The sequence below is a fragment of the Streptomyces sp. NPDC048185 genome (assembly GCF_043202495.1).
Taxonomy (GTDB): domain Bacteria; phylum Actinomycetota; class Actinomycetes; order Streptomycetales; family Streptomycetaceae; genus Streptomyces.
This window is the reverse complement of the sequence record NZ_JBIDAN010000002.1, coordinates 762,290-787,317: the sequence shown is the minus strand read 5'-3', so window position 1 is coordinate 787,317 and position 25,028 is coordinate 762,290. Positions and strand designations below refer to the sequence as shown.

The following is a 25,028-nucleotide window of genomic DNA, read 5'->3' as shown; positions in this document are numbered from 1 at the left end:
CTAGTCGTTCCCCCCGTTTTCCGTGGTGGTGCCATCAGTCCGGTTGCGTCGCCGCCGGTTCCCGGACGGCGGTGCGCCGTCGAGGCGGCAGATGATGTCGTCGGCGGTCCAGTCGGCGGCGGGCCGCACCTCCCAGCCGGCCGCGGCGAAGGCGCAGTCGCGGTCCACGGCCTCCGGGTCCTCGTCCTCACCCTCCGGCGGGCGCGGGCCCAGGACGACGCCCACGCGCACTGCGGGCCACGCCAACTCGGCCATCCAGCCGTTCTCGTCGAGCTCGTAGCCGTCCTCGGGAACCGGGGCACCGCGCACGGCGAGAACCTCGGCGAGCGCGAGCAGGCCGGGTTCGTCGGGGTCGAGGTACTCGATGACCCGGTCCCATGCCGCGTTCAGGACGGGATGGGCGAGGTCCGCGGTGGGCACCTCGGTTGTTGCCGGAGCCTGCGAAGTGGGAGCAGCGCTCTCGGCCTTCACGGGTGTGCCTTCGGCGACCCCGGTGAGGGCGAGAGTAGCGCGGACGCTGTCCAGGACGCCGCTGCCGCCTGTGACCGCCAGGGTCTCGACGGGGAAACCGTCGAGGCGACTTGTGGTGAGCTGGAGGGCGTCACCACCGCCGGTGTCCAGGAACTGCAGCAGGTTGGACCAGTACAGCCAGGCCCGCCAGCGTCGCTTGTGCGCTTCCTCCAGCGCGTGGACGCCGGACGCGTCGTCGAGGAGAACTACGCCGCTCCACACCGGGGGCTTCGCCCGGCTGTCCGCGGCGAAGACCAGCGGCAGCCCCGAGCGGTCGTTCACCGTGAACAGCTGCACGGGACCGCGAGGTCCCTCGGGAGCGCCGCCGCGCAGTGCCGCCATGATCTGCGCGCCCAGCACGTCCGGCGCCAGGGGGACCGGACGGGCCCCTGCGCCCGTGAAGCCGGCCAGGGCCGCCTCCGCCCGCCACTGCCAGCGTTCCGCTCCCGGCTGCCGCAGGTACTCCACGAGGTGCACGGCGGGGTTGACCCAGACCGTCTCCGCGAGCTCGCCGGGCAGCCCGCCCCGCACGCTGGCGTAGTAGCCGCGGGCCTTGCCGCAGGCCTTGTCACCGTACGGCTCCCACACCGGGTCGGCCGGCCCCGCACCCGCGTAGCCGATGTCCCGGACCCGCCGCTGCCAGTCCCGGACGTCGCCGTAGGTGAGCTGGAAGACCCTCAGCCCTTCCGCGCGCAGCCGGGTGCGCTTGTCGGCGTCGTCGCCGACCCGGTTGTGGTCTCGGCCGGCGTGGAACTCGTAGCCGTCCAGGTAGACCGCGACACGGGGTCCGGGCGCGTCGACCCGTTCGAAGAGGACGTCGGGGCGGGTGCCGTCGAAGACGCGCTGCTGCGACACCCGCCAGCTCAGCGTGGAACCGTCGGCCGCGGTGAGCCGCAAATCCAGTGCGTGGGTGCCGGCCGGCGTTATGTACGCGTCACCGCTCGCACGGCTCTCCGGAAGCCCGGCCCATTCGCGCAGCGTGTCGATGAACAGGACCTCGAGATCGCTCTCGGCCTGCCGATGCATCGGGATGTGCTGGGTAGTGGCGACAGGCGAGGTGTGCCAGCGCTCGCCGTCCGCACCGATCAGCTCGTCGAGCATCTGCCGGACCTCGTTGCGGCTGACCTTGTCGTAGTCGGCCGGCGGTACGCGACGCAGGAGGCAGCGGTGACAGCCGTCGAGCCCCTTCTCCAGACAGCCGCAGCCCTCGATCACCTCGCGCGCCTTGAGCAGGACTTCGCGGAAGCCGTCGGAGGTCGCCAGGCGGTGCAAATACCCCGTGCCGCCTGGCAGCCTGTCGTACACCACCAGGAAGCGGCGCGGCCAGTCACGGTCCTCGCCGTCCGGCATGGAAGCCGCGGTGATGTCGATGTGGTCGGGGTCGCCGCCGTAGCGGGCCGCTATGCCCGCGAACAGCGCGGCGGTGAACGAGGCGAGCCGCTCCTTGGCCCGCGCGACGGACGCCGGCAGCAGGATGCGGACGGCCTCCGTCGTCAGTTCGTGCGCCAGCAGCAGCGGCACGTCCTGCCCGGCGCCCTGTTCCTCGCCGCTGCCGCGCAGCCGCCGGCGCGGGCACCACAGCTGGTGGTGGGCGCTCGCGCGGGTGGAGCGGGCCAGCGACGCAGTGAGCGCGTGCTGCGACTGATCGGCGACCGGCCGGCCGTCGGCCGTCGCCCCACCGCAACTGGTGCACACGTAGAACGGGTTCAGGCGTACGTCGTCCCCGGCCAGCGGAACGGTGCTGCTGCCGTCCTGCCGGTCGACCCCGAGGTTCAGGGTGCGGACGACTGCCTTGCGCGTGAAGTCCGCGCCGAAGACCGCGGTGTCGTGCCGCCACGAACCGGCCGCCAGATGCGCCGGGTCGATGTCGACGGTGGTGAGAACCGCGTACCGCCTCCGGTCCCGCTCGTCACGGTCGTCCCGCACCCGGGCGTCGTCCCGCTTGTCCCGGGACATCACCCGCCGGGGCTCCAGCACGTGGTGCACGCAGCCCGCGTCGGCGATCTCCCGGGAACCGCACCGCGGGCAGGGCGACGTGTCGTTCTTCGGGTCGCCGTGCGTGCGTGCGTAACCGCAGGCCGGGCACAGGCGCCACACCGCCCAGGCGCGCCGCTCCTGACTGCCGATGTCGAGGGCGCGTACGACGTGCCGGTAACCGTTGACGTAGAACGAGTTGCCGGGAGCGAGTTCGGTGAGCGCCAGTTTGCGGGAGCGTTCGTAGTCGCGCATCTCGCTGCGGTACACCGACTCCCGGCGCGCGTCGTCGGCCTCCGGTGCTTCCGGGCCCTCGTCGTCCCCGGCGGCCTCCTTCCAGTAGAGGGTGGCCTCCAGCGACGTCGTGGTGTCGGTGAGGCTGTAGTTGGGGAGCAGCCCCAGTTCGACGAGGCCGCCGTGCGCGCTCGTCTGGCTCAGCTCGCGCAGCAACTCACCCGTGGCGCGACGTTCAGCGAGCAGCTCACGCCGCTCGGCGCCCTGTTCACGGTCGTCGGCGAGCAGTCCGTCCACCGCGGTGTCGATGGCGGCGATGCGACGGCGCAGTTCCTCCCGGCGCGCCGTCCACTCCTCCTCGGCCTCCTGCAGGGTGCGCGCGATGCCGCCGGTGGCGTAGGCGCGCAGCTCGTCGGCGGCGTGCTCGGACACTCCCCGGTCGTCGTCCGGGTCACCGGACGCCTGCGGGAACAGCGCCAGGAACTCCTCCACCAGCCGCGCCCCGTGGGTGAGCGCGGCGTCCGACAGGTCCTGGCACCAGCCGGTCGTACCGAACAGCGCCGACGACAGGCGCGGCACCGGCATGAGCGGCTCGCCGTCCGCGGTGGTCAGCTCGCCGCGCGCCGCCCGGTCCAGCAGGTGCGCCGTGTACTGGCGGCGCAGGATCTCGACGGCCGACAGGTAGCAGCCCGGCGGCACAATGTCACCGGCGATCATCTCGGTCGGATCGTCCAGGTAGTACCGGTCGCGGGCCCGTCGCCCGCCGAAGGCGACAACCAGCGCGTTGCCGGTCCGGCGTCCGGCGCGTCCGGCCCGCTGCACGTAGTTCGCCGGTCCGCCCGGCAGCGAACCGAGCAGCACCGCCGACAGGTCGCCGATGTCGATACCCAGTTCCAGGGTGGGCGTGCAGGAAAGCACGTTGGGGTCGGTGTAGTGGGTGCCCTGCCGGAACGTCCGTTCCACCCGCTCCCGTTCGGGCCGGGTCAGCATGCCGGTGTGCTCGGCCGTGACGACCCGGTAGGTGCCGCCGGTCAGATACAGGCGGCGGTAGTAGTCGGCGCGGTAGTCACGCTCCAGCTTGCCGCCGAAGCCGCCGCTGCCCGCTCCGGTCGACGACATGCCGTACTGCGGAGGGGTGAGGAAGCCGGTGCAGCGCCAGCGGGGGCAGGGGTGCCCGTACCAGCGGGTGCGCCGCTCGGGCGGCACCACCTGCTGCCAGCCGCACTCCTCGCAGGACACGAACGCCTTGTTGACCAGGTCGTCCGCCAGGAGCCGCACGTGGATGTGGCCCGGCTGCAGCCCGTACACACGGGTCGTGCGGTCCTTGGCCGTGCGCACCGACAGCACGCCCTCGTCCGCGAGGACCGGCAGCAGCCTGCGCAGGTACTCGGTCGCCTGCGCCGCATCCAGACCGAGGCAGCGCCGCGTCCAGTCCTGGTACCAGTTGCCACGACCCGTGATCGTGTCGAACTTGCTCTTCTCCTTGGGGCCCGCGAGCAGGAACCTCGGCGGCGCCACGTACCCCTCGGGGAAGGCCGGCATCCCCTCCGGGCGCTGCCCGGAGATGAGGTACTGGTTGACGCCCGCTTCCTTGATCCAGGTGTCCAGCCACCTGTGCCGGACGCCGCCGCGCAGCCGCAGCCGCTCCAGCAGCCCCCGTACGTAAGCCAGGTACCGGTCCGGCGTGGGCAGGCCGCCGTCCAGCCCCAGCTGTCCCGGCAGCGTGAGGTGCAGGTCGCGGGCGAGTGCGACGATCCGGTCCGGGGCGGCGATCACCACCTCCGCGGCCGTGGTCCGGGTCAGTTCCAGGGTGCGCCCGAGCCGCGACCGCAGTCCGAACTCCATGACGGTCGCGAACGCGAGCCGCTCCCCGATGAGCTTCCAGGTCCGCGCGTCGCCGGTACCGCGCCCCGACAAGAGCCGGTCCACTCCCGGTTCGTCGTGCAGGTCCGGCGGGACGACGGCGGCCAGTGCCTGCGGATCGTCGACGGTGTCCAGGACGTTGCCGATGAGGTCGTTGAGCGGCAGCGGCGCACCGGAGTCGTCCAGTTGGTGCGCCAGCAGCGAGCGCATCGAGAACTTGTACGAGGCGTTGGCGACATACCCGGCCCGGTGTGCCGCGTCCTGTGTGGAGTCGTTGAACAGCAGCGTCTTGCGCTCCTCGGGCGCCAGCGCGATCTCCTGGCCACCCGTGAACAACTGGGTGACCGTGGCGGACGCCAGCGCGGCGAGCGCGGTGCCGAGGAACCTGATGCCGTTCTCCGTGTTGCACGCCGGGCACGTGTCGTCCTTGGCTGCCTGGTCTGCGGTCTTCTTGTCCAGGACGGCCCGCGCGAACCAGGCGTCCTGCAGTCCCTCCCCGTCCTCGGCGACCGGCATGCGATAGGTGCTCTGCGCGCCGTCCAGTACCACCACCGACTGCGGGTCGACGCCGCCCGCCTGCTTCGGTGCGGTGCCGGTGAGCGCCGCGAGGGCGTCGCGCGCCTCGGCCGGCGTCGCCGAGATGAAGTACCGCAGTCGCCGTTTGTCGCGCCCGACGGCGGCCTGCCAGATCCGGAGCGGGCCGGTCTCCAGCTTCTGCGGATCGGCCTCCGGGGACAGGGCCGCCCAGCCTGAGCGGCCGCAGACGCGGCAGTAGATCGCCGGCAGGTGGGTTTGGGCGGGCCGCTGCACGGTGTCGGAACCCGGCAGCGCCTGGGGCCGCCGCGAGTCCGTCGTCGGCCACTCGTCGCTGTCGGACGAGTCCTCGGCCGCGGACGCCGCGGTGAGCGCGGAGCGCCGCGCCACGGTCCGCTCGTCCTCGTACCAGCGGAACTCCGGCCGGCCGCTGACACCGCTCAGCACCCGCCCCACCGGACGGACCCACAGGTGCGCCTCGATGTGCAGCAGCGGGCGTGGCCGCCGCTCGTCGGACTCCGGATCCCGCGCTGACGACAGCAGGGCGACGAACCGCGACAGCGCCTCCAGCGCCAGCCGCGGGTTCTCCCGCGCGGTACGCGCCCACGCGTACCCGAAGCGGGCCATGCGGTCCCGCAGCCCCCACTCGTCGAGCGGTTCACCGTTCAGCAGCGCGAGCACACCGTGGGTGAAGTCGTGCTTCTTCAGCAACCGCCCGATCTGGAACGCGTCCAGGCCGCGCCGCCCCAGCAGCCGCTCGGCGAGCCCGTCCAGGTCGAGCCGGTCCGGGTCGGACTCCACTCCCGGCCCGCCCGAGACGTCGATGACGTCCTTGGGGCTCGGAGGCTCGGGCAGTTCGTAGTCGATGTCGCCGACGAAGTCGTCGGCGCTCAGCCGTTCCTCGCCGATCAGCGAGTCGGGCCCGAAGGGCACGCCGAACACCTGCTCGGCGACGGTGAGGATGCCGCCGGTCTCGCCTCCGCCCTCACCGAGCGTCGCCGAGGTCGCCACCGGACAGATCGAACCGAGCGGCCGCTCGGGCTTCGAGGCGCCCACGGCGGACGCCAGCCGCCGCAGCAGCATCGCCACGTCGGTGCCCTGGGCCCCGTCGTAGGTGTGGAACTCGTCCAGCACCACGTACGCCGGGTCCGCGCCGTCCCACAGCGACCGGTCGTCGGCCCGCTGGAGCAGCAGGTCCAGCATCTTGTAGTTGGTGATCAGCACGTCCGGGGGCGACTGGCGCATCTCCTCGCGCCGCGTCATCACCCGCCGGAAGTCCGTGTCGGGCTTGTCGCCGATGTAGAGACCGGCCGTCACCTGAGCCAGTTCCGGCTGGGCCAGGTACTCGCCGAGGCGGCCGGCCTGGTCCGTGGCAAGCGCGTTCATCGGGTACAGCAGCACGGCCTTCACCCCGCGCCTGCCCAGCGCCTTCTGCCGCCGGCAGTGGTCGAGCACGGGGATCAGGAACGACTCGGTCTTGCCGGACCCGGTGCCGGTCGTCACGAGCGTCTGCTCGGCTGCCCCCCTGTACGTGCTCAGCCGCTCCCATGCCTTCGCCTGGTGCCGCCACGGCGTGAACGACGGCTGCCACTCCAGCGCCGACCGCCACCCGTCGTCGGCGGGGTGGAACGGCGTCCTGATCCGCAGGTACGGCCCCCGGAAGATGCCCGTCTCCGGATCGCCGAGGAAACGCTCCAGCGCGAGTCGCGTGTCCTCGTCGGCGAGCGCGTACGTCGTCGTGAGGTACTGCGTGAGACTGCCGCGCAGCTGCGCGGCGGCCAGGGTGGGCTTCACGAGGACCTTTCGGGCAGGACGGCAACCTCGACCGCCGAGCATCTGACGCCGTGACAGCGGGCGCAGGCGCCGTGACGATCAGCGTCAAAAATACCGCCCACATAGGACATCGGTCCCCACCTGGTCGAATCTTGCCCCCGGGGGGCCGACTGCCGCACTCACGAAGCCCGAGGCTAAGATCACCGCTATACATACGGATTGTCATGCCGAAGTCACGGGGGCGGAGGTGCTGGGCATGGGCGTGCGTAATAAGGGCGCGGGCCAAGAGGGTGGCGTCGATCTGGCAGCGTCGAGCCAGGACCTCACCAAACTTGCCGACGACCTCGACGACATGCAGGCCTACCTGAACAAGCAGATCAAGCGGATGGACGCGATCGTCGACCGCATCGAAGCGGGTTGGCGAGGGCCGGCCGCGACGGCGTACCGCGGGTTCCACCGGGCGGCGGCGGAGGACGCCGTGCGCATCCGTGAGGTGATCCGGCACCTCGAGCAGGCCGTGCGCCTGAGCCGGGACGGGTTCACGGAGCGGGAACTGGACGTGATGGCCCAGATGCGAAGGATCTCGGTGGACATCGACAGCGAGGTCGAGAAGCTGTCCACACCGAACCCGGACACGACGCTGCCCACTCGCTCGCGCAGCAGCTTCGACTCTTTCTGACGCCCTCCAGACCCGCTGCGACGACTGCGACCACACCGATGAAACGGGGAACCATGCCGACCGGAAGTGGGAACGACGATCACATAACGGTCTCCTTCGCCACCCTCCGCGAGCTTGCTGTCGATCTTGAGGACATCCTCAAGAAGCTCAACGAGAGTCTGGACGACCTCCATGACCGGGTGGTGCCGGTCGTGCTGTCCTGGAAGGGAGAAGCTCGCGAGGTCTTCGTCGACAAACTCGACGAGTGGGACCGCTCGGCTCAGGACCTTCAGGCAGCGCAGAAGTGGCTCCACGAATGTGCGACCACGAGCCACGTCAACTACGCGGCAGCGCATCAAGCCGTGCTGCGTGGCTGGGGAGCCGGCTGATGGGGACTCCGACCCCAGGCCAGAGCGGCACCATCGACTGCAAGCCGGCCGATCTTCACCGCGTATCCGGCGGTGTGGCGAGCCAGCAGGAGAGGATGGACAGAGGCGTCAAGAGTCTGCTCGAGGACCTGCGCAAGTACCCGGACGCCGGTGGTTACGGCACCTCGCCCCAGGCGTTCGCGGCGTCGTACGTCAAGGTGGGCAACCGCTTCCTCGAGGTGTGGGCCAAGAGTGTCGTCAGCATCGGGGGCGCGGCGGTCGGCTTCACCGCGACGGCCAATGCCTACGCGAAGGCGGAGGCGGCCAACGATCCTTCAGGCAAGGCGAAGCCGGTCGTCCGGCCGTTGCCGAAGGTCATCGAGAAACCGCCCGCCTACGGCTCCGTGCCGGACCTGAAGTGGGGCGACGACGACGGCGGCGACGACTTCATCCGCAGGCTCCTCGAGTGGGTGCCCGAGCCGGTCCGGGACGTGCTGAGGCCAGTGGTGAAGCACGCCTTCCGGATGGGCAAGGTCGCCGATGTCTATCCGTTTCCACAGCAGCACTACCTGGACTCGCTGTCCACGGCGTGGACAACGACGACGACCGCCACGCTCGACATGGTGGAGACCGGGTTGTCCGGGAACGTCGGCAGCATCTCTCAGCAGAGCGACAGCGAGTGGTACGACGCGATGCGCCACTTCTGCAGTTCGCTGTGGGGCACGACGGCATGGGGCCAAAGCCGCCTGAATTACGAATGGAAGCACGACAGCTCTTCCTCGCAGACAGCCACTCACCCCGTGATGAGTGTGCTGTTCGACACTGCCCGGAAAATCAGTGACCTCCTCCGTGAATTCGCTGAGGCGGCCGTCTACCTCAATCGCGAGGTGTGGGACGTCTACGTGGAGGCCGTACGCGACGCGATCCCCAAGGTCGAGGTCAACCTCAAGGACGGCGTCGGCATGGACGACGTCAAAGGCCTGGTGAAAGGGCTGGCCAAGGGGGTGGCCAAAGGCGCGAGCCAGTTGGGCCAGGGCATCGTCCTGAACATGGACACTGCCAAGCTGAACTCGATCGTCACCACGTACAACCGACGGGTAGACGCACTCGTTCCGCAACTCGACGCGCTCATGGATGCGCTGGACGAGGCGCATCGGAGCGCGCCGACATTCGAAGCCCAGGAGGCGCGTGCGGAGGGCTTCGGCATGCGGGCCCTGGAAGATTTCAAGGACTCGAAGGTCTGGCTGAAGGTCGACTCGGCCGGCAAGTACGACCTCAACCTCGCCGCCAATGAGTACATGGAGAACGGCCACACTCTCGACAAACACGTCGGCAAGACGGACGAGCAGCTGGCGCAGCGCCTGCGCGACCAGCAGACGAACGGGCCGACCCAGGCGTGGCCGCACGGCAAACCGTACCCCGGCGCGGCATCATCCTTCCCGAGCTATCAGCGTGCCGAGCAGCTGACGGAGTACAACCTCAACCAGAACAAGGCAGCCATCGAGGCGTGGATCAAGGGACCGCCGCCGCCGGCGGACGGCAAGGTCGAGAAGTTCCTCTCCACCGCACCACCCGGCGAGACCAGTGGCCGCAGCGTGTTCAAGCAGCCCGTGGACCCGAATGACCCGTTGTCCGGGTACAAGGAGGGTGGGATGAGCGCCAAGGCGTACGACGTGAACGGCATCGACACACGCATCAGGTACGACAGCAGTCGCAATCCGCCGTTCACAGTGATGACGTCGATGCCCTACAAGCCCTAGCCTCGCCGAGAAAGGTCCGCACCACATGTCCGCCGACCAGACGTCCTGGGACGCTGCGGTACGCCACCTGTACAGGGACGCGACCGCGTACATCGCCACCGGCCCGCGCCGCCACGACGACTGGACGCTCGACGTCCTCGCGCTGATGGCCCGGGCGGTGCCGGACCCCAGGGGCTGGGCCCGCGTCGACGACGCGGAGGAGAATCCGGAGCGTGTGGAGAGCCCCACGTGGCCCTTCGCCGCTCACCCCCCGGAGCACGTCGCGCCCCGCCTCGACGAGATCGACCGGGACAGTGCCGAGAACCTGCTCCTGGCCCTCACCGAGGGCGGCTGCACCTTGGCCAATCTCCAGTACTTCACCGAGACCCCGGACGAACTGCGGGCGATGGCACGCACGGTACTCGCGCGATACGGCGATGAGGCCACATACCACACCAATGTCAGCAAGAGGGGCAGCGTGCCCGGCACACTCGACTTCACACGGGAGACCCTGGGCTACAGCCCGATGAGCGTCTTCACGGAGGATTGCGGTCTCGTCGTCGTCTCGAACACAGAGGTCGGCATGTTCTGGAATTTCAACGACCTGTGAACCGGATGCCCGTCGTTTTTGCCCAGGTCATTTTGAGAGGATGCCCCCGTGCTGACCCGTTCCGCCTCCTACCCCGACCGGGAGACCGCCCAGTGGGCCACCCAGCAGGTGGTGACCGCCAACGAGCAGGTCATCCACCGCTGGCTCGCCCAGGGTACCCGGGCCCGGCTCACCATCGAGGCGGCCTGGCCCTCCCGCGAGGAGCCTGTCGGCCGGGTCCAGCTGGTGGGCGATCTGCTGGCCGGGCAGGGGCCCGTCGACGTCCGCGCGGCACGCGTGGTGCTGCGCCGCGAGCCGTCGAGTCCGCACGGCTTCGTCGTCCACACGACCGTCCCGTTCTACCTGTAGGGGCCGCACGCACATGTCCATGAAGCCCCTCGAACACGACCGCCGGTACGGCGAGCTGGACCAGGTGATGCGCGCCTACCTGGGACAGCCGGCCGACGACACTCCGGAACGGCGCAGCCGTGCACTCGACGCGTACCTCCGTCACACCTGGCACACCCGCCCCTGGGCCGTCGCGGAGGCGGAGCGCCAGCTGCGCGAGTACAGCCGCAACCCTCCGGGCCGTATCCGGTACAAGCTGGGCGAGTTCTACGCGATCCCGGACACCGGGATGAGCGAGTCGGAGATCGGCGACTGGATGACAGTACTGGCCGACCACCTGAAGAAGAGCATCGAGGAAGGAGACGTCCCGGAGCCTTCGTCCCCGCAGACGCACTGGGAGTGGCACGCCCGCTTTCCGGAAACCGCGCAGTTGCTCGGCGGATGGTTCTCGCAGGACGTCGTCGACGAGTTCTCCGATCACGATGCCGCTGTCGCCGATTACGCCGCCACCACCAATCCCCACCTGGCCGCGCGGCTCGTGGGCGAACTCCACGAGCTGCTGTCCCTCCCCCTGGACGAGGGGGACTACGCCTTGGCAGCCGCCGAACTCGGCATGGAGGTTGGTCCGCCGGAGCCGTTCTCCTACGGGGCATGGTTCCAGTCGGTGGCGATGACGCTGTCCGGCGTGTGATTCGCCCTTGAGGCCCCCCGCGCACGCAGGGCTGCTCCGGTGACCTGCACCCGGCCTTCCCGTCACCCGTGATCAAGTCCAGCTGTTGAGCTCCCCGACGAAGTCCGAGTACGAGCGGTTCTTGCCGCGCGGAGAGGGGATCAGCCGGTGCTTCAGCGCCTCGCGGGCGACCTCGGGGCCGTCGCTCTCCCGGAACACCGGCAGCCCGAGCCCTCGCTTCAGTTCCTCCTTGGCGTCCTTGAGGCGGCCGGTGTCCTTGTCGAGCAGCCGGTCGGGCACCTTCCAGCGCGGACGCACGTACGGGAAGGCGTCTGGAAAGAGCAACAGCCAGCCCTCGCTCTCCCAGGCGGCGAGTGCGAGTGCGGTAGGGAGCTCCTGGCACTGGCGAGTGAACTCATCAGTGAGTGTCTTGCGGACCCGGTCGTACTGGGCGTCGGTGTAGCCGTCCAGATCCTCGTGGACGACGAATCCGAGCAGTTCGGCGCGCTGCTGGCGTGCTTTGGCCCGTGCCTTGCCGACGAGGGTCTTCACGGCGGCGGCGAGGTCCGGGCCGGTCTTCTTGCGTAACCGCACCGGGTCGTTGATCCGGACCAGCTTGGCCGCCGCGTCCACGTGGGGCCGGTGGGCGCGTATGAGCGCCGCAAGGATCTCGCAGTCGTTCTGGTCCTCGCCGGCCAGCACGACGACCCCCCGCTCCTGCGCCCGGGACGTACGTCCGCCTCCCGGCCGCCCCTTCGGGGTCACAGTTCGCCTCCGGTGAGGTCGCCGCCCAGCACTCCGGAGAACCAGAGCTCCCCGAGCGGCTGTTCGCCGGACTCCTCGACGATGTCCTGGACCTCGTCGACGGTGAGGGCAGGGATGATCGACGCGCCGTCATCGTCGCGGTCGCAGACCACGAACTCTTCCGGATACAGCCGGTTCACGAGGGCGGGGGAGTGGGTGGCGACGATGAACTGCGTACGCTCGGCGGCCTCACGCAGCCGCTGCACGACGAGTTCCAGGGCCTGGGGGTGCAGCCCGTGGTCGATCTCCTCGATGCAGGTGAACGCTGGAGGATTGGGGTCGTAGAGCAGGGCGAGCAGCCCCAGCAGCCGGACCGTCCCGTAGGAGGCGTCGGCGAGCGGCGTCAGGCGGCGCAGGCCCCGCTCGCGCAGGACGACGGTCAGCTGGTCGGTGGCTCCGCCGACCTCCTCGAACTCGATGTTCTCCAGCTGGGGCAGGACCGTACGGGCGTCGGCCACCAGATCGTCCCAGATCTCCTCGCGGCCGCTGAGATGGATCAGGAATCCGGCCAGGTTCTCCGCATGCGGGGAGAGGGCGGCGAAGTCCGCACCGCGCAGACGGGTGGGCTGCCGGGCCGCCGCCACGTCGACGTCGAAGACCCGGAACGACGACAGCCGGTCGGCGACTCGCGTCACCTCGTCCCCGCCGTCCGCAGGTCCGAGCCGGGGGAGGGTCGACAGTCCGCTGCTGAGCCTGCGGATGCCGAAGCTGCCGCTGTCCTTTGTCTGACCGGCCCGCACATCGACCACGCGTGCTTCCTCACCCGAGATGGTGATGCGCCGACCGCGTCCCTGCCTGCGCTTGAACGCGAAGCTCTCCTCTCGGGAGAGGGTGTAGGTCAGCCGCTTGCCATCCCGGTTGGTCGGCAGGGAGCGCCGTCGAATGGTCAGGTTGTACTCATCCGGAGCATTGCGCGTCGAGTTGCTGGTCCAAGTCGCCTTCAGCTGAATGCGCATGGAAGTCGGCGGCTTGGACCCGCCCCAGAAGGCCACCTCGTCGAATCCGCCGCGCGTGTCGAGCGCCGGCTGGAGGTCGGTGCGGATGATGTCGGCGAGGAAGTCGAACACCTTAAGCACGTTGGACTTGCCCGCGCCGTTCGGGCCCACCAACACCGTGAGCGGGCCGAGCGGCACGGTCACGTCGCGCAAGCTGCGGAAGTTCTCGACGTGCAGTTCGAGGAGACGGCCGGGCATGGGGAACCTATCGGGTGGCTGCGAAGGGCGGCTTCCGCTCGCGGTCGGTACGTATCCGACCACGAGCGGAACATCGTGGCTCAGCGTATCCGGGTCGGCTGACATGGGTTTGCGTGTTCGGCGTGGTCATTCCGCCGAGGGCCGGCAGGTGCTCAGAATCGCCCACACGGTCTTTCCGGGGCCGCCCCGGCGGTCGGTGACGCCCCAGTCTTCGGCCAGGGCGGTGACGAGGAGGAGTCCGCGGCCGGACTCGGCGTCGGGCTCCGCGGGGCCGGCGGTGACGGGCCGGCGTTCCGCACGGGTGTCGGAGACCTCCACGCGCAGCCGCCCGCCGTCCGCCTCGGCGGCGAGCCGGACGTGGAAGTCCCGGCCCGGGACGCGCCCGTGCCGTACGGCGTTGGCGCACAGCTCGGAGGTGATCAGGGACAGCGTCTCGTTGACGTGGCTGGCGTACGGGTGGCCCCAGGCGTTCAGGCAGTGCGCGACGAAGAGCCGCGCGAGGCGGGCGCCGCGGGGTGTGGAGGTGAAGGCCATGGCGAACTCGGTCGAGTCCGCGGGGCGCGGCGGAGGGCGGAGGGGCATGTGCATGGGCTCAGCGTCGTGGCGGTGTCCGGCCCGCCACCAGCGCCACGGCTTGTACGACGGGACGCTGTACGGCGGGTCGGACGCCGGTACATGGCGCGGCGCACGACCTGAACGGTCCCGGCCGCGTACCTCCACCAGCACCGCACCCGGCCCCGGCACGGCGGCGGCCGCACTCGCGTTCGACCGTGACCGCCGCGCACCGGAGCCCGACGGTTGGGGTCGTGGCTGGTCCATCGGCATTGAGGAGAGGGATCCGCGGCCCGCACCGACCCCTGGACCGGGTCTGACCGACGCGACCCCCAGGCCCGCAACCCACAGCACCCGCCAGGGACGACCCCGGGATCCCGGGAAGCACGGTCTCCCGCGCGGGCCACTTTCAGGTGCCGCCAAGAACGTCGTTGCCGAGGCTGGAGCAACGTCAGCGTCCGCTGGCGGAGCGGAGAACCAAGGGAACGCCGATGCCTAGTGGCGGAGGCGCTCGACGACGGTCCCAGCCACCTCCTCGAGCCATTGGCGGACGCTGATCCCTGAGGGGGGTGATACGTCCATCCCCAGCACGGAGACAGCCTGCTTCAGGTCCTTGTCCGTGGCGGCCATGGCGAGAAGCCCCGTGATGTCCCGTACGAGCTGGTCCAGGTCAGCGTCCGATGCCCCCGACAAGTAGTCGTCGACAGCCTCGGCGTAGGAGGTGTACTCATCGGAGAAGTCCTGATGGAAGTGGGCTCCGAGGAACTGGTTCAGTTCGGGGAAACGTTCTCTGTACTCCCACTTGTTCCGCGGCAAGGACCGGTTCTGCTGTGCGGGACTTCCGAGGTGGCGGACCAGATGCTCGCGGATGATGCGCAGGCATTCTTCGACGCCCCGCCCGGACGGCGGCTCGATCTTCGGGAGCAGTTCGATGTCGTCCGCGATCTCGGGGGAGAACAGGCCGGTCCGGAGGATGTCATCAAGCTGATGTACTGCGTTGGACGCCCGCTGCGGGTCTGTGGAGACGATCCTGAGATACGCGGACAGGGCGGGCCCAGGGGTCTCGGGAGTGTCGGTGAAGGTGTAGTCGTGCGCCGCGTAGGCCTCCAGGAGTTCCTGCACCTCGTAGAACCGGAATCCGGGGCCGGGGGACGGTGTCATGAGGCTGCTCCGTGTAGTCACGTCTCAAGGGGTGGGGTACGAGGTCAGGATCCGGAAACCCGCGGGGGCTTGGGGGTCCCGCTTCAGAATGACACGGACCGAGCGCACCTCCTGTGGTGGGCTGCCATGCTTGAAGTCGGAACGGGTGAGTCGAAGACCTGTGGTCTCCCGGAAGGACCTCTCCAGCTCGAGCTTGGCCTTCCTGCCGTGCAGCCAGCTCTCGATCTTCTTCTGATTGCGCAGCAGGGTTTCGTCCGCGAAGCGCTGAGCGTCGGCTTCGCTGAGAAAGCGCGAATCCGCGTCGAGCTTCGGGTCGGCGCGGAGACGGTTGCGCATGTCCCGGGTCGTCTTCTCGACGTGCCGCTCAATGGTGTGAGCTCCGTTCTTTCCCTCATCTCCTTTGATGTCGGCACGATGCTTGGGTTTCACCGGGCCTTTCCGCTTGCTTCGTGGCCAGGCGTGCTGAGTCGATTCAGCCGGGGGCGCCGCTGTCGTGCCACCGGCACCGCCGTTGGCTCCCACAGCCATGAGGACGATGCCGGCCGTACCGAGGAGAGCAGCGTTGACGCCCGTTCCGGCAGCGGCTGAGCCAACCGTGCCTGCCCCGGCGAACGCGAGTCCCCCGGGCGGGAACAGAGCGAGGAGTGAGAGCAGGAGAAGGGCGAAACCGAGGTAGGCGAGGAAGGAACCGAGCGCGTCGAGCAGATGGAAGGTCGAGAGGATCCTGCCGTCAGGACCGGTATCACCGAGTGCGCGGTAGAACAGGAACGCACCAGTCGTAGCTGCCCCCAGAGCGCAGCCCGTGCGAAAACGGTGAACGGCCAGCGGTTCCCCGAGGAGATGAGCCGAGACGGTCTGCCAGGTGCGAAACAGAACGAACAACTGCCAGGCGATCCATAGGAGAGAGGCTGCCCCGAAGCCCATGAGGATCCTGGCTCCCGACCGGGTGCTGAAGAAGGCCTGCAATCCAGCTGTGGAGGCGAAGGAGCCGGCACCGAGAAACAACAACGCGGGCAGGCTGAGAGCAAGAGGAATCAGCAGCAGCCACCAACGACGCGCGTGACCTGCGCGGGCGGCCTTCAGGCGGGCACGTATCGTGCCGCGCTGCCATGCTTGCCGCTGATCCGAGGAGTCCATCCGCGCGGTGATCCCGGAGACCGCCTCGCGCAGTCGTTCCGTGTCGTCGGACGGCGCCACAGAGGCGGCGTACAGCAGGGAGCGCCGCAGCCGCACGTAGCGCAGGGTGATGAGCAGACTCCATGGGAAGCACCAGGCGGCGTAGCGCAGCAGGGCGCCCAGGGTGTCGCCGTCGAGTCGCTCAGAGGCCAGCAGTACGCCCGGCACCGTCTGCTTGCCACGGTGCAACCGGTGTACGTCGACGACCATGGCCACACCGAGACACACCAGAGGCATTGCCCACGCGTTCGCGTCCAGTGTGTCCAGCCACTGTCGGGCCTGCTCGTCTCGCTCCTGGACGACGTAGTTGTTGAGCATGTGATGCACGGAAGGCACCACGAGAGGCGGAATCGCGAACAGGCGTCTCCAACCCCGTGTCCGCCACAGCAGGCCTACTCCCAGACCCGCGACGGCCGTCCACACCAGATGTGTGAACGTCTCAGTACTCAAGGGGGTGCTCGAGGCCGTCTGTCCGAAAGGGGCCGGGAGCCATGAGGTGAACACTTGCCCCGGCCCGGGCACATAGGGCGGAAAGAGGCTGTCCGGGATGATCCAGCCGCCGTCCCGGGTGATCGCCCGGTCCGCGTCGAGGCCGTATCGCAGTACCGCTTCCAGTAACCCGAAGCCCCCGCCCGACGCGGCGCCCAGCACCACGAAGTCGGTCAGCCCCCACTGACGTCGGATCTTGAGGCTCAGGCCGGCCAGCAGCAGAGGGGAGACCTTGAGCAGTTCCTCGACCCAGGGCGCCACCGTGTAACTGGTGTTGTTGACCACCTTTACCAGCGACAGACCGGAGTAGTCCGCGTAGAGACGCGTGTAGGTCAACTGCAGCAGGGCTGTGGCAACACCGGACCCGTATACGCCCGCCGCGACCGCCAGTAGCACCGTCGACAGGCGGACCGAGCGGGTCGGCCACGACAGAGCGAATAACTGCAGCACACCCCAGACGGCCGCAGCCGTCATGACCAAGACCATGCCCCCGCCTCCCCTTTGCTACCACTTGTTTCGTGGAAGCAAAGTCAAACTAGGTGGCCAACTTGCCGGAAAACAAGAGCATTTGGAGCAATGATGAGCGCGAGAGTTGCAATCAGGAACGGCGCAGCGTGTTGCCGCCGCGGGGAGGCGGGGGAGGCGTTCGCCCCGCGTGTCGGTGACCTCGATCCGCACGGTGCCGGTGGCCGAGGCGGCGGTGAGCCGGACCTCGAAGTCCCGGCCGGTCACGTGCCCGTGCCGTACGGCGTTGCTGCACAATTCCGACGCGATGAGCGTGACGGTGTCGTGCACGTCGCTGCCGTATGGGACGCCCCAGGCGTCGAGCCGGTGCCCGCACAGCCGTCGGGTGAGGCGCGCACCGCGCGGGGTGGAGGTGAAGGCCATGGCGAACTCGGTCGAGTCCGCGGGGTGCGGCGGAGGGCGGAGGGACATGTGCATGGGCTCAGCGTCGTGGCGATGCCCGGCCCTTCATCAGCGCTGTGGCTTGTACGACGGAGGGCTGTTCGGCGGGGGAGGACGCCGGTACGTGGCACTGAGTCGTCGGTCAGCCACCCTGGTAGATCGTGGTGCACAGCAGCGTGGCGCCGTCGTCCACCAGGGCGGCCCAGTAGCGCGTCTGGTCGCCTGCCACCCGGAGGCAGTTGTTCGCGTTGGCGCCCGCCGGGGCGCGGTAGACGCCTGTGATGTGCATGATCTGGTTGTACGGGGCGGGCACCGGCTCGCGTCGGCAGGCCACGGCCGTCATCAGGCCGAGGGAGATCGCGTCGCCGGACTGCTGGCCGAGCATGCAGTAGGTGGCGTGGAAGATCCGGGCGAGGCAGAGCTTCGTGGTGTCGCCGGTGGCGGCGGACTGGTAGCTCCAGTACGACTTCCCGTAGCCGGTGGGGCAGACCGTGTCGGTGGCGGTCACCCGGACCTGAGCCTGCTCGTAGGCGCAAGACACGGGGTCCGGCGGAACATCGAGGCTCCAGTCAACGCTGGTGGTGCCCATGCGGCCCGTGTCGTAGACCGCCAGGCAGTCGCCGGCCGAGATGGCCTTGAACGCCTCTTCGGTGGGATCCGGAGTGGGCGTCGGCGGCTCGGGGGCGGACTCGTCATCGCTCCCCTTATCGGTGGCAGGGGCATCGGGGCGGTGGACGGTCGACGGCGGCGTGTTCGGGGCCGGGCTGGAACTGGACGAGGGCGAGTCGGCCAACAGGTCCTTCAACTCCGCCGCGTTGCTCACGCCCAGCCAGGTCAGGATCGACAGCACGGATGCGATTCCACCGATCAGTGCCCACAGCTTGGCAGTGGAATGATCATTGGATGTGCCTGCCACAATGCCCTCCCCCGCTGAGGCTCAGGCGATATTAACTTTTGGGGCTCTGCTGAGAGTCGAACTCCCTGCATCTCGCCCCAGTTGGCCATCCCCGCACAGATCCAGCACCCCACGGATCGTGCCAGGCCAGTTCATCCGTCATCCGAATCGGTCATGTGCGGAGGGTCCGTCTAGCGCGTCGTCACGCGACCGCGGGTGTACAGGAGGGTGCTGTACGCGGAGGCTCGTACGCGGTACGGGGTGAACTGGGCGAAGTGGTGCCATGGCGACGGTGCGTGTCCATACAGTGTGCTGTGAGTGACGGTCTGGCGCGGTGCCCACGGCGGATCGAGGGGCGGGCGCCACTGTGCGCGTGGGTGAGGTGAGGTCACCGGTGACGGTTCACGGTGAGGGCGAGGCGGGCATCCTCCGGTGTTTCGGGCAGCAGGTACGGCTACTGCGGACGAGCCGGGGGCTGACGCGGGCGGAGCTGGGCGCGAAGCTCGGATACGGCGAGGACATGGTCACGTCGGTGGAGCTGGGGCGGCGCATCCCGAGACCGGAGTTCATCGAGCGGGCGGATGCTGTGCTGGAGGCCGGCGGTCTGCTGACGGTGATGAAGGAGGAGGTGGGGCGGGCGCGGTACCCGGCGTTCTTCCGGGACGCGGCGAAGCTGGAGGGGGAGGCGGTTGAGCTGCATGTGTATGCCAGCAAGGCCGTGCCCGGCCTGTTGCAGACGGAGGGGTACGCGCGGGCCGTCTGTGAGATGTGGCTGCCTCTGCTGGACCCTGAGACCGTCAACCAGCGTGTGGGCTCGCGTCTCGCTCGTCAGGTGATCTTCGAACGCCAGCCATCCCCCACGATCAGCTTCGTCATCGAGGAGCATGTGCTGCGTAGGCCCTTGGGTGGGCGGGAGGTCATGCGAGGCCAGTTGGAGGAAGTGCTGCTTCGCGCGCAACAGAGGAACGTGGTCGTTCAGGTCATGCCGATCGGATGCGTGGAACACGCGGCCCTGGATGGACCGTTCACCCTCTACGAGACGCAGAAGGGCCAGCGGCTCGCGTACGTTGAGGCACGCAACGACAGCCGACTCTTCAGCGAGCGGAGGTCGGTGCGCGAGTACGAGGAGCAGTACGGCATCCTGCGTGCTCAGGCCCTGACCCCACGCGAGTCCTTGGGGATCCTCGAAGAGATGCTGGGAGAGCTATGAACGCGGAAGAAACGACGCGCGGTGAGACCAATCTGCCCTGGCGCACCAGCAGTTACAGCACGGGGTCGGGCGGGGAGTGCGTCGAGGTCGCCGTTACGGCTGTCGGCGTGCATGTGCGTGACTCGAAGTGCGTGGCGCAGGGTGGGCTTGTGCTGAGGGTCGGCTCGGCGGCGTGGGCGGAGTTGCTTGGGGCGATGTGAGCCAGCCGCCCTCCTCCTGGTCGAGCACAGGGTAGGGCGGCTGACGAGGTGGGCGCTTCTCTTCAGGAAGCGCCCACCTTCGCTTTGTGGAGCGGTGCTCAGGCGTCGCTGCTCCCAGGCGGAGTCCAGCGGCCAGCAGTGATCTCCTCGTCCAAGCGAGCTTGGAAGTGCGCGTGGGCGGCGCGCATTTCGGCCTCGCGGTCGGCTTTGTAGAAGGGGGCGGTGTAGCCGGTGGGCGGCGGGGTGGTCTCTGGGCTCTCCAGGTGGGCGAGGAGGTCGAGGTAGTCCTGCTTGGTCTGGCCGTGGCCGAAGGTGTTGGGATCGGCAGCAATCTTGCGCCCGTTTGCGTCGAGGTAGGTCGCCGATTCGTAGTTTGACAACTGCGGGAAGCGAGTCTTGAAGATTGCTACGAGCTGATCGGCGGTGATGCCAAGCCAAACGGCTACAAGTGCGTCGACTTCGACGATCGCGGCTCGCCGCCCGTGCTCGGTGCGGAGAGGGGTGGCGTACTCCCAGGTCGGCTTGAGGCCGGCGGCTAGGGGCTCCAGTCCCGGCCAGTCCGGGTTGGCCCAGTCTTCGTAGCCCGCCCAGTGGGGGTCGAACAGCTCCGCCCAGAGGGGTCCGTAGTGTGCGGTGAGGGCGTTCAGGCGGAGTGCGCGGAGAAGTAGAGCGGGAGCGAGGGGGTGCTTGGGGTCGGGGGCCGGCATCTTGCGGGCCTCGGCGGAATGAAAATTCGCGCGCCCAGTGATACGCATTAGGTAGTCAAGAGGCAGCGATGCCCAGAAGCCCGCGTTGAGGGCGGTGAGGCGGTTGTCCGGCAGGCTCATGGAGTAGACGCTGTCGATGTGCGCGGGGCCAGGCGGGAGGAGAGCAGCCTGGAGGCTGCGGCTCGTGTTGAAGGGGATCATCTTCCGCCACGCCAGCCGGAAGTACGACGTGGACGGCCTTCCGTTCCAAGAGTCCTGGGCGGCCAGGTAAGTCTCCTCGTTAGCGGCCCGTACATAATTGGTCACAGGGATGAAAGCCTCGGGCAGTTCCGTCGGCGTGAGGGATTCCCAGTACCTCGTGTTCCGGCACGGGATCATCGGCTCCTTCGAGAAGGGAGACGCGCATGAGAAGTGCGGCCCTTGAAGGATGACTTCCGCGATCTCGGGTACCGTCTGGTTCCCCCAACGGATCAGTCCGTCCTTCTTGGCGGCACCTTCGTCGTACCCTGTAGTGATCATGGGGTTGAAATCGGCCACGATGTCACGATGGGAAGCCAGAGCCTCGACCGCGCCCTGCTCGCTGGCGAGGACCGGATACAATAGGGGAGTTTCTGCTACTTCACCGGTTGATCCCTTCAGGGCCTGCCAACTGGCCAGCAAGGCCGCGTTCACGTGTACCACGCGTTCCCGGTGCGGCCGGACATCCCATGAGTTGTTGTATTTAATTCCGGGTGTTGGGCCGTGGCCGTCGTGAATCAGTGACTCTGGAAGTACGTCGGCCCCGCGCAGCTCGCTGACGTGTAGAAAGTCAGGATCCTGTGCCCTGGCGTAAATATGCATCCCGAATTCCTGGGACCAGCTAAGGTCGTCAAACGCCCACCTCGAAGAGTTGACGAAATGTGCATGAATTCGGAGATGACGATATGCGGCAGCTCGGACAAAGCCCTCGCGCATGCCGCCGAAGTGTGTGTCGGGGTGGATGAGCCCGGCGCTGCCATCCTGCACGATGTGCTGCCACACCTGGGCCATGAAGGCCCGGTAGAGATCACTCTTCGTTCCCACCAGCAGCGGATAAGTGGCCGAGCTGCCCAGCACGGCCGCAATCCCTGCGTTTATGGTCAACTCTCCAAGGAAGTAGGCTTTGTTATCGCTCGTGGCACCCAGTACTTCCTGCTTGCGTAGGCGCCACTCCTCCGCACTAGGCTTCTCCACCAGCATGAACCACGGCTCCAGCTCGGCAAGAACCTGGTCCTCATGCCAATGTGGCTGTACCCAAGGCGGGTTGCCCACCTGCAAGTCGTACCCGCCCCGCGCGAAGACCTGCCCGAACTCAAGCTCCCAGTGGAAGAACCCCTCCCGCTCGGCAATATCCTTCGCAACCCCCGCCCACGGATACCGTGACTCCAGCGAGGTGAACCGCTCCATGCCCATCCACTCGGGCAGCTCGTCCTCGTACCGCTCCAGGGCGTCCAGCGTCTCGAACTGGGCCACCAGCGAGTCCGCGGCCACGTCCTGCGTGCCCAGCAGCGACTCGGCGAAGTCCAGCCAGTCGTCCAGCGACGCCAGCGCGATCACCGGGCGGCGCTCGCCACGAATCTGCTCCTTGCGGCTGCCGCCCCGCGCACCCTTCGACTTGACCTCCACCACCTGCACGTCGCCGAACAGGTCCTCCGACTCATACGTCTCTCGCGCAGTCGCACCCGACTGGGCCGGGACCGAAGCCACTGACACCGTCCACCCCGCCGACTGCGAGGCGACCTCCGCCGCCCGCACGTACGACTCGTGCGAACCGTCCAGCAGCGCGGCGCTCTGCACCGGCCAGAACCACAGCGCGCACCACGCATCCATCACGGTCTTCAGACGCCAGTACGGGGTGTCGACCGCCTCCAGGTCGGCCTTGACCTTCTCCCTCGGGACCGCGACCTCGGGCGAGCGCAGCCAGCCGTCCTCCGCGCCCCACACGTCGATCCGCCGCGAGATCTCCCGCTCGGAGATCTCCAGCCGGCGGACGACCAGCCCCCACAGGTACTCCGCCCGCCGCGCAAGCCCCTGCAACCGCTTGGTCTGCGTGGCACTCGGCGACTTGGTGATCGCCTTGCGCCAAGCGGCCAGCGCCTTCGCCTCGGCCGGGGCAAGCGCCTTGGCCTCCTTCTCGGCCGCGACCGCGCCCCACTCCTTCGCCGGAAGGAGGAAGTGGTGCACCGCGCCCTCGGGCAGCGCCGCACCCGCCAGCGCCTCCGACAGGGGGAAGCGTTCCGGTGTCGTGCCCAGCCAACCGCCCTTCTTCAGCCGCTCAGCCCCGTACACCTCCCTGCGCCCACCGATCAGCGAGTTGCCGCGCCGGAGGTGCAACCCGAACCACGGCGCCTCCATCCCCGGATGCATCGCGTTCAGCCACAGCGACACCTCCGCCAGCTCCACCGCCGTGTTGTTGAGGTCGACGCCGTAGGAGTTGTGCAGGGCGATGTACGCCTTGGCCTTCTGGAGTTCGACCGCGTACTTCTCCGTGTCGATGGCGATTCCCAGCTCGTCCTGGCGGCGCCGCAGGTACTCCGCCGCGACCTGGTTGATCGCCTCGTTGAGGAACGCGCCCGAGCCGAGCGCCGGCTCGCAGATCTTCCAGTCCAGGAGTTCGCGGGCCTCGGTGACCGTGTCGTCCTGGTCCAGGCGGTGCTGCAACGCGAGCTGGACCGTCACTCGGGTCAGGGACTCAGGCGTGTAGTACGAGGCCGAGGTCTGGCGGTCGCGGCCCGACAGGCGGTACACGAACGCGCCCGGCGCGTACCGCACGCGCTCCTCCACGCCGGTGTCCTCGTCCTTGTGCCGGACGAACACCTCGTCCGGGTACTCGTCGGCCTTCGTCGCCGGGACCAGCCAGGAGCCGTCCTTCGGGTCGCCGTTCTTCGCGACCTCGTACAGTTCCTCGCCCGCGACGAAACCGGAGTAGGACATCAGGCCCTCGTACACGGCGCCGAGCTGGTTGATGCCGAGCTGGGCGTAGGAGATGAAGCCGCCGCGCTCGCGCTTCTTGCCGCGTGTGAGCATCAGCAGGCGCAGCACCCGATACAGCGTCTCGTTGCGCAGGCGGGTGTCGATGAAGCGCTCCCCACCATCGGTACCAGCCTCACCCTCGGTGTCGACGCGCGGGTCCGGGACGGCGTTCCGGCCGATCAGCCGGATCGCGTCCGGTTCGAACAGCTTGGAGTGCAGTGGCTCGAAGCGCAGGCCCATGTCCTCCGACGTCTTCGCGGTCACCGCCTCGGCCGACTCGGCGTCCACGCCGTGCGTGCGACGGGGGCGGTAGCCCTCCTGGACCTTGCGGAAGAGCAGGTCCAGCGACTCGTACAGGTAGAAGCCCCGTCGGGACTTCTCGTCGACCAGGTCCCGCTCGGCGATCAGCTCGCCGAGGCGGCCCAGGCCGTAGCCCAGCTGGTACTCGGGGTAGTCCGACGGCAGGATGCCCAGCTCCGGGCGGGCCTCCGCGTACAGCAGGAACAGGACGCGGTACAGATAGCGCAGCGACTCTCGGGTCAGCTGGCGGCCCAGTTCGGGGAGTTCCTTGACCTCCTCTGGGCGGACGCCCGCCTCGCGGAGCCGGTCCAAGACCTCGTTGGCGATCAGCTCGACGCTCAGCCGCAGGCCGTCGCGCAGTTCGCTGGAGACGCCCACCGCGTGCTTCGTCGACTTGTCGAGAAGAGAGGCGAGCGGATTCTCGCCGCCCTCCTCCGGCGTGCGCAGCGAGTCCGCGCCGAACAGGGCGGCCACCGTGTCGATCTCGCCGCCCGCCTTGGTGTCGTTGCGCTCCAGCACCCGGTCCAGCGACACCGCCAGGTAGCGGCCCTCGCCCCACGCCGCCCGGTCGGCGAGCACGACGACGCCGCCGACCAGCAGCAGCACGTAGCGCGGGGCGTCCTCGCACGCGAACAGGAAGGAGGCCAGCTTGGAACCCGTGGCCACGGTGTGCTGGCCGTCCAGGCGCAGCTCGTCCAGTAGGCGTCCCGCGCCGTCCGGGTCCAGCGCGTCGTCCGGCTCGGCGGACCAGCCGCAGTCCAGGGTGATGAGGTCCTTCTCCGCGTGCGCGACCGTCACCTCGTGGGACTGGTCGGCGCGGATGACGGTGAGCGTGCCCGGCTTGGCGTCGAAGCCGAGGGCGCGCAGCACCTCCGCGTTGAGCGCGTGGACGCGCTCGCGCCACTCGGGGGCGTCGTATGTCACGGCGTCCTCGCCGGTCGCCGCGCGCTCCTCGTCCATCGTGAAATACGAGCGGGCCGCGAAGTAGGGGCGGCGCAGTGCCCGCAGGCCGGCGCGCGGGGTGACCGGCAGGGCGCCCTCCGGGCGCTCGGTGCCGGCGGCGTCCTCCTCGCGCTGCTTCCACTCCGCGAGCAGACCGGACTTGAGGTCCTTGGGGAGAACCTCGGCGAGGTAGTGCGCGGAGAAGTAGTCGCCGCGGTTGACCAGGGAGTCGAACGTCATCG

Annotated in this window: 17 protein-coding genes; 8 read left to right on the top strand and 9 right to left on the bottom strand. The window is 68.8% G+C overall.

Features of this window, described 5'->3' with window-relative positions; all coding sequences use genetic code 11:
* Nucleotides 1-6,909, bottom strand: coding sequence for a DEAD/DEAH box helicase (locus ACGF3H_RS09505; RefSeq protein WP_362488195.1), 6,909 nt, complete (start codon nucleotides 6,907-6,909; stop codon nucleotides 1-3).
* Between the two features lie 235 nt (nucleotides 6,910-7,144).
* Here ACGF3H_RS09505 and ACGF3H_RS09500 point away from each other — a divergent pair, with 235 nt between their 5' ends.
* The 6 genes from ACGF3H_RS09500 to ACGF3H_RS09475 are packed head-to-tail and all read left to right on the top strand — an operon-like array spanning nucleotide 7,145 to nucleotide 11,281.
* Nucleotides 7,145-7,567: a WXG100 family type VII secretion target gene (locus tag ACGF3H_RS09500; protein ID WP_362488198.1), complete on the top strand. Its 423-nt coding sequence runs from the start codon at nucleotides 7,145-7,147 to the stop codon at nucleotides 7,565-7,567.
* A gap of 53 nt (nucleotides 7,568-7,620) precedes the next feature.
* A complete protein-coding gene (locus ACGF3H_RS09495; RefSeq protein WP_362488200.1) occupies nucleotides 7,621-7,935 on the top strand; it encodes a WXG100 family type VII secretion target in 315 nt (104 codons plus the stop codon).
* Nucleotides 7,935-9,674 carry an RNase A-like domain-containing protein gene (locus ACGF3H_RS09490; RefSeq protein WP_362488202.1) on the top strand — a complete coding sequence of 580 codons (1,740 nt, stop codon included), beginning with the start codon at nucleotides 7,935-7,937 and terminating at the stop codon, nucleotides 9,672-9,674. The genes ACGF3H_RS09495 and ACGF3H_RS09490 overlap by 1 nt, the downstream gene beginning before the upstream one ends.
* Nucleotides 9,675-9,699: 25 nt before the next feature.
* Complete coding sequence (locus tag ACGF3H_RS09485; RefSeq protein WP_362488204.1) at nucleotides 9,700-10,263, top strand: hypothetical protein; 564 nt, start codon at nucleotides 9,700-9,702, stop codon at nucleotides 10,261-10,263.
* A 48-nt stretch (nucleotides 10,264-10,311) separates the two neighbouring features.
* Complete coding sequence (locus ACGF3H_RS09480; RefSeq protein WP_362488206.1) at nucleotides 10,312-10,611, top strand: RNase A-like domain-containing protein; 300 nt, start codon at nucleotides 10,312-10,314, stop codon at nucleotides 10,609-10,611.
* Nucleotides 10,612-10,624: 13 nt separating this feature from the next.
* Nucleotides 10,625-11,281, top strand: coding sequence for a contact-dependent growth inhibition system immunity protein (locus tag ACGF3H_RS09475; RefSeq protein WP_362488208.1), 657 nt, complete (start codon nucleotides 10,625-10,627; stop codon nucleotides 11,279-11,281).
* A 72-nt stretch (nucleotides 11,282-11,353) separates the two neighbouring features.
* Here ACGF3H_RS09475 and ACGF3H_RS09470 read toward each other — a convergent pair whose 3' ends face one another.
* From ACGF3H_RS09470 to ACGF3H_RS09440, 7 genes are all read right to left on the bottom strand, one after another.
* Nucleotides 11,354-12,025 carry a hypothetical protein gene (locus ACGF3H_RS09470; protein WP_362488210.1) on the bottom strand — a complete coding sequence of 224 codons (672 nt, stop codon included), beginning with the start codon at nucleotides 12,023-12,025 and terminating at the stop codon, nucleotides 11,354-11,356.
* Complete coding sequence (locus ACGF3H_RS09465) at nucleotides 12,022-13,257, bottom strand: AAA family ATPase (RefSeq protein ID WP_362488212.1); 1,236 nt, start codon at nucleotides 13,255-13,257, stop codon at nucleotides 12,022-12,024. The genes ACGF3H_RS09470 and ACGF3H_RS09465 overlap by 4 nt, the downstream gene beginning before the upstream one ends.
* A 126-nt stretch (nucleotides 13,258-13,383) precedes the next feature.
* A complete protein-coding gene (locus ACGF3H_RS09460; protein WP_362488214.1) occupies nucleotides 13,384-13,845 on the bottom strand; it encodes an ATP-binding protein in 462 nt (153 codons plus the stop codon).
* A gap of 459 nt (nucleotides 13,846-14,304) precedes the next feature.
* On the bottom strand, nucleotides 14,305-14,970 hold the full coding sequence (locus ACGF3H_RS09455) for a contact-dependent growth inhibition system immunity protein (protein ID WP_362488216.1): 666 nt from the start codon (nucleotides 14,968-14,970) through the stop codon (nucleotides 14,305-14,307).
* A 24-nt stretch (nucleotides 14,971-14,994) separates the two neighbouring features.
* Nucleotides 14,995-17,121, bottom strand: coding sequence for an RNase A-like domain-containing protein (locus ACGF3H_RS09450; protein ID WP_362488218.1), 2,127 nt, complete (start codon nucleotides 17,119-17,121; stop codon nucleotides 14,995-14,997).
* An 18-nt stretch (nucleotides 17,122-17,139) separates the two neighbouring features.
* Nucleotides 17,140-17,523, bottom strand: coding sequence for an ATP-binding protein (locus ACGF3H_RS09445; RefSeq protein ID WP_393583990.1), 384 nt, complete (start codon nucleotides 17,521-17,523; stop codon nucleotides 17,140-17,142).
* 160 nt (nucleotides 17,524-17,683) lie between these two features.
* On the bottom strand, nucleotides 17,684-18,391 hold the full coding sequence (locus ACGF3H_RS09440; protein ID WP_362488220.1) for a hypothetical protein: 708 nt from the start codon (nucleotides 18,389-18,391) through the stop codon (nucleotides 17,684-17,686).
* Nucleotides 18,392-18,830: 439 nt separating this feature from the next.
* Between ACGF3H_RS09440 and ACGF3H_RS09435 the strand changes: the two genes are divergently transcribed.
* Both ACGF3H_RS09435 and ACGF3H_RS09430 read left to right on the top strand, forming a co-directional pair.
* Nucleotides 18,831-19,646, top strand: coding sequence for a helix-turn-helix transcriptional regulator (locus ACGF3H_RS09435; protein WP_362488222.1), 816 nt, complete (start codon nucleotides 18,831-18,833; stop codon nucleotides 19,644-19,646).
* Nucleotides 19,643-19,846: a DUF397 domain-containing protein gene (locus ACGF3H_RS09430; RefSeq protein WP_362488224.1), complete on the top strand. Its 204-nt coding sequence runs from the start codon at nucleotides 19,643-19,645 to the stop codon at nucleotides 19,844-19,846. The genes ACGF3H_RS09435 and ACGF3H_RS09430 overlap by 4 nt, the downstream gene beginning before the upstream one ends.
* Nucleotides 19,847-19,944: 98 nt before the next feature.
* Here ACGF3H_RS09430 and ACGF3H_RS09425 read toward each other — a convergent pair whose 3' ends face one another.
* On the bottom strand, nucleotides 19,945-25,026 hold the full coding sequence (locus ACGF3H_RS09425) for a class I SAM-dependent DNA methyltransferase (protein WP_362488226.1): 5,082 nt from the start codon (nucleotides 25,024-25,026) through the stop codon (nucleotides 19,945-19,947).
* Nucleotides 25,027-25,028 lie beyond the last annotated feature (2 nt).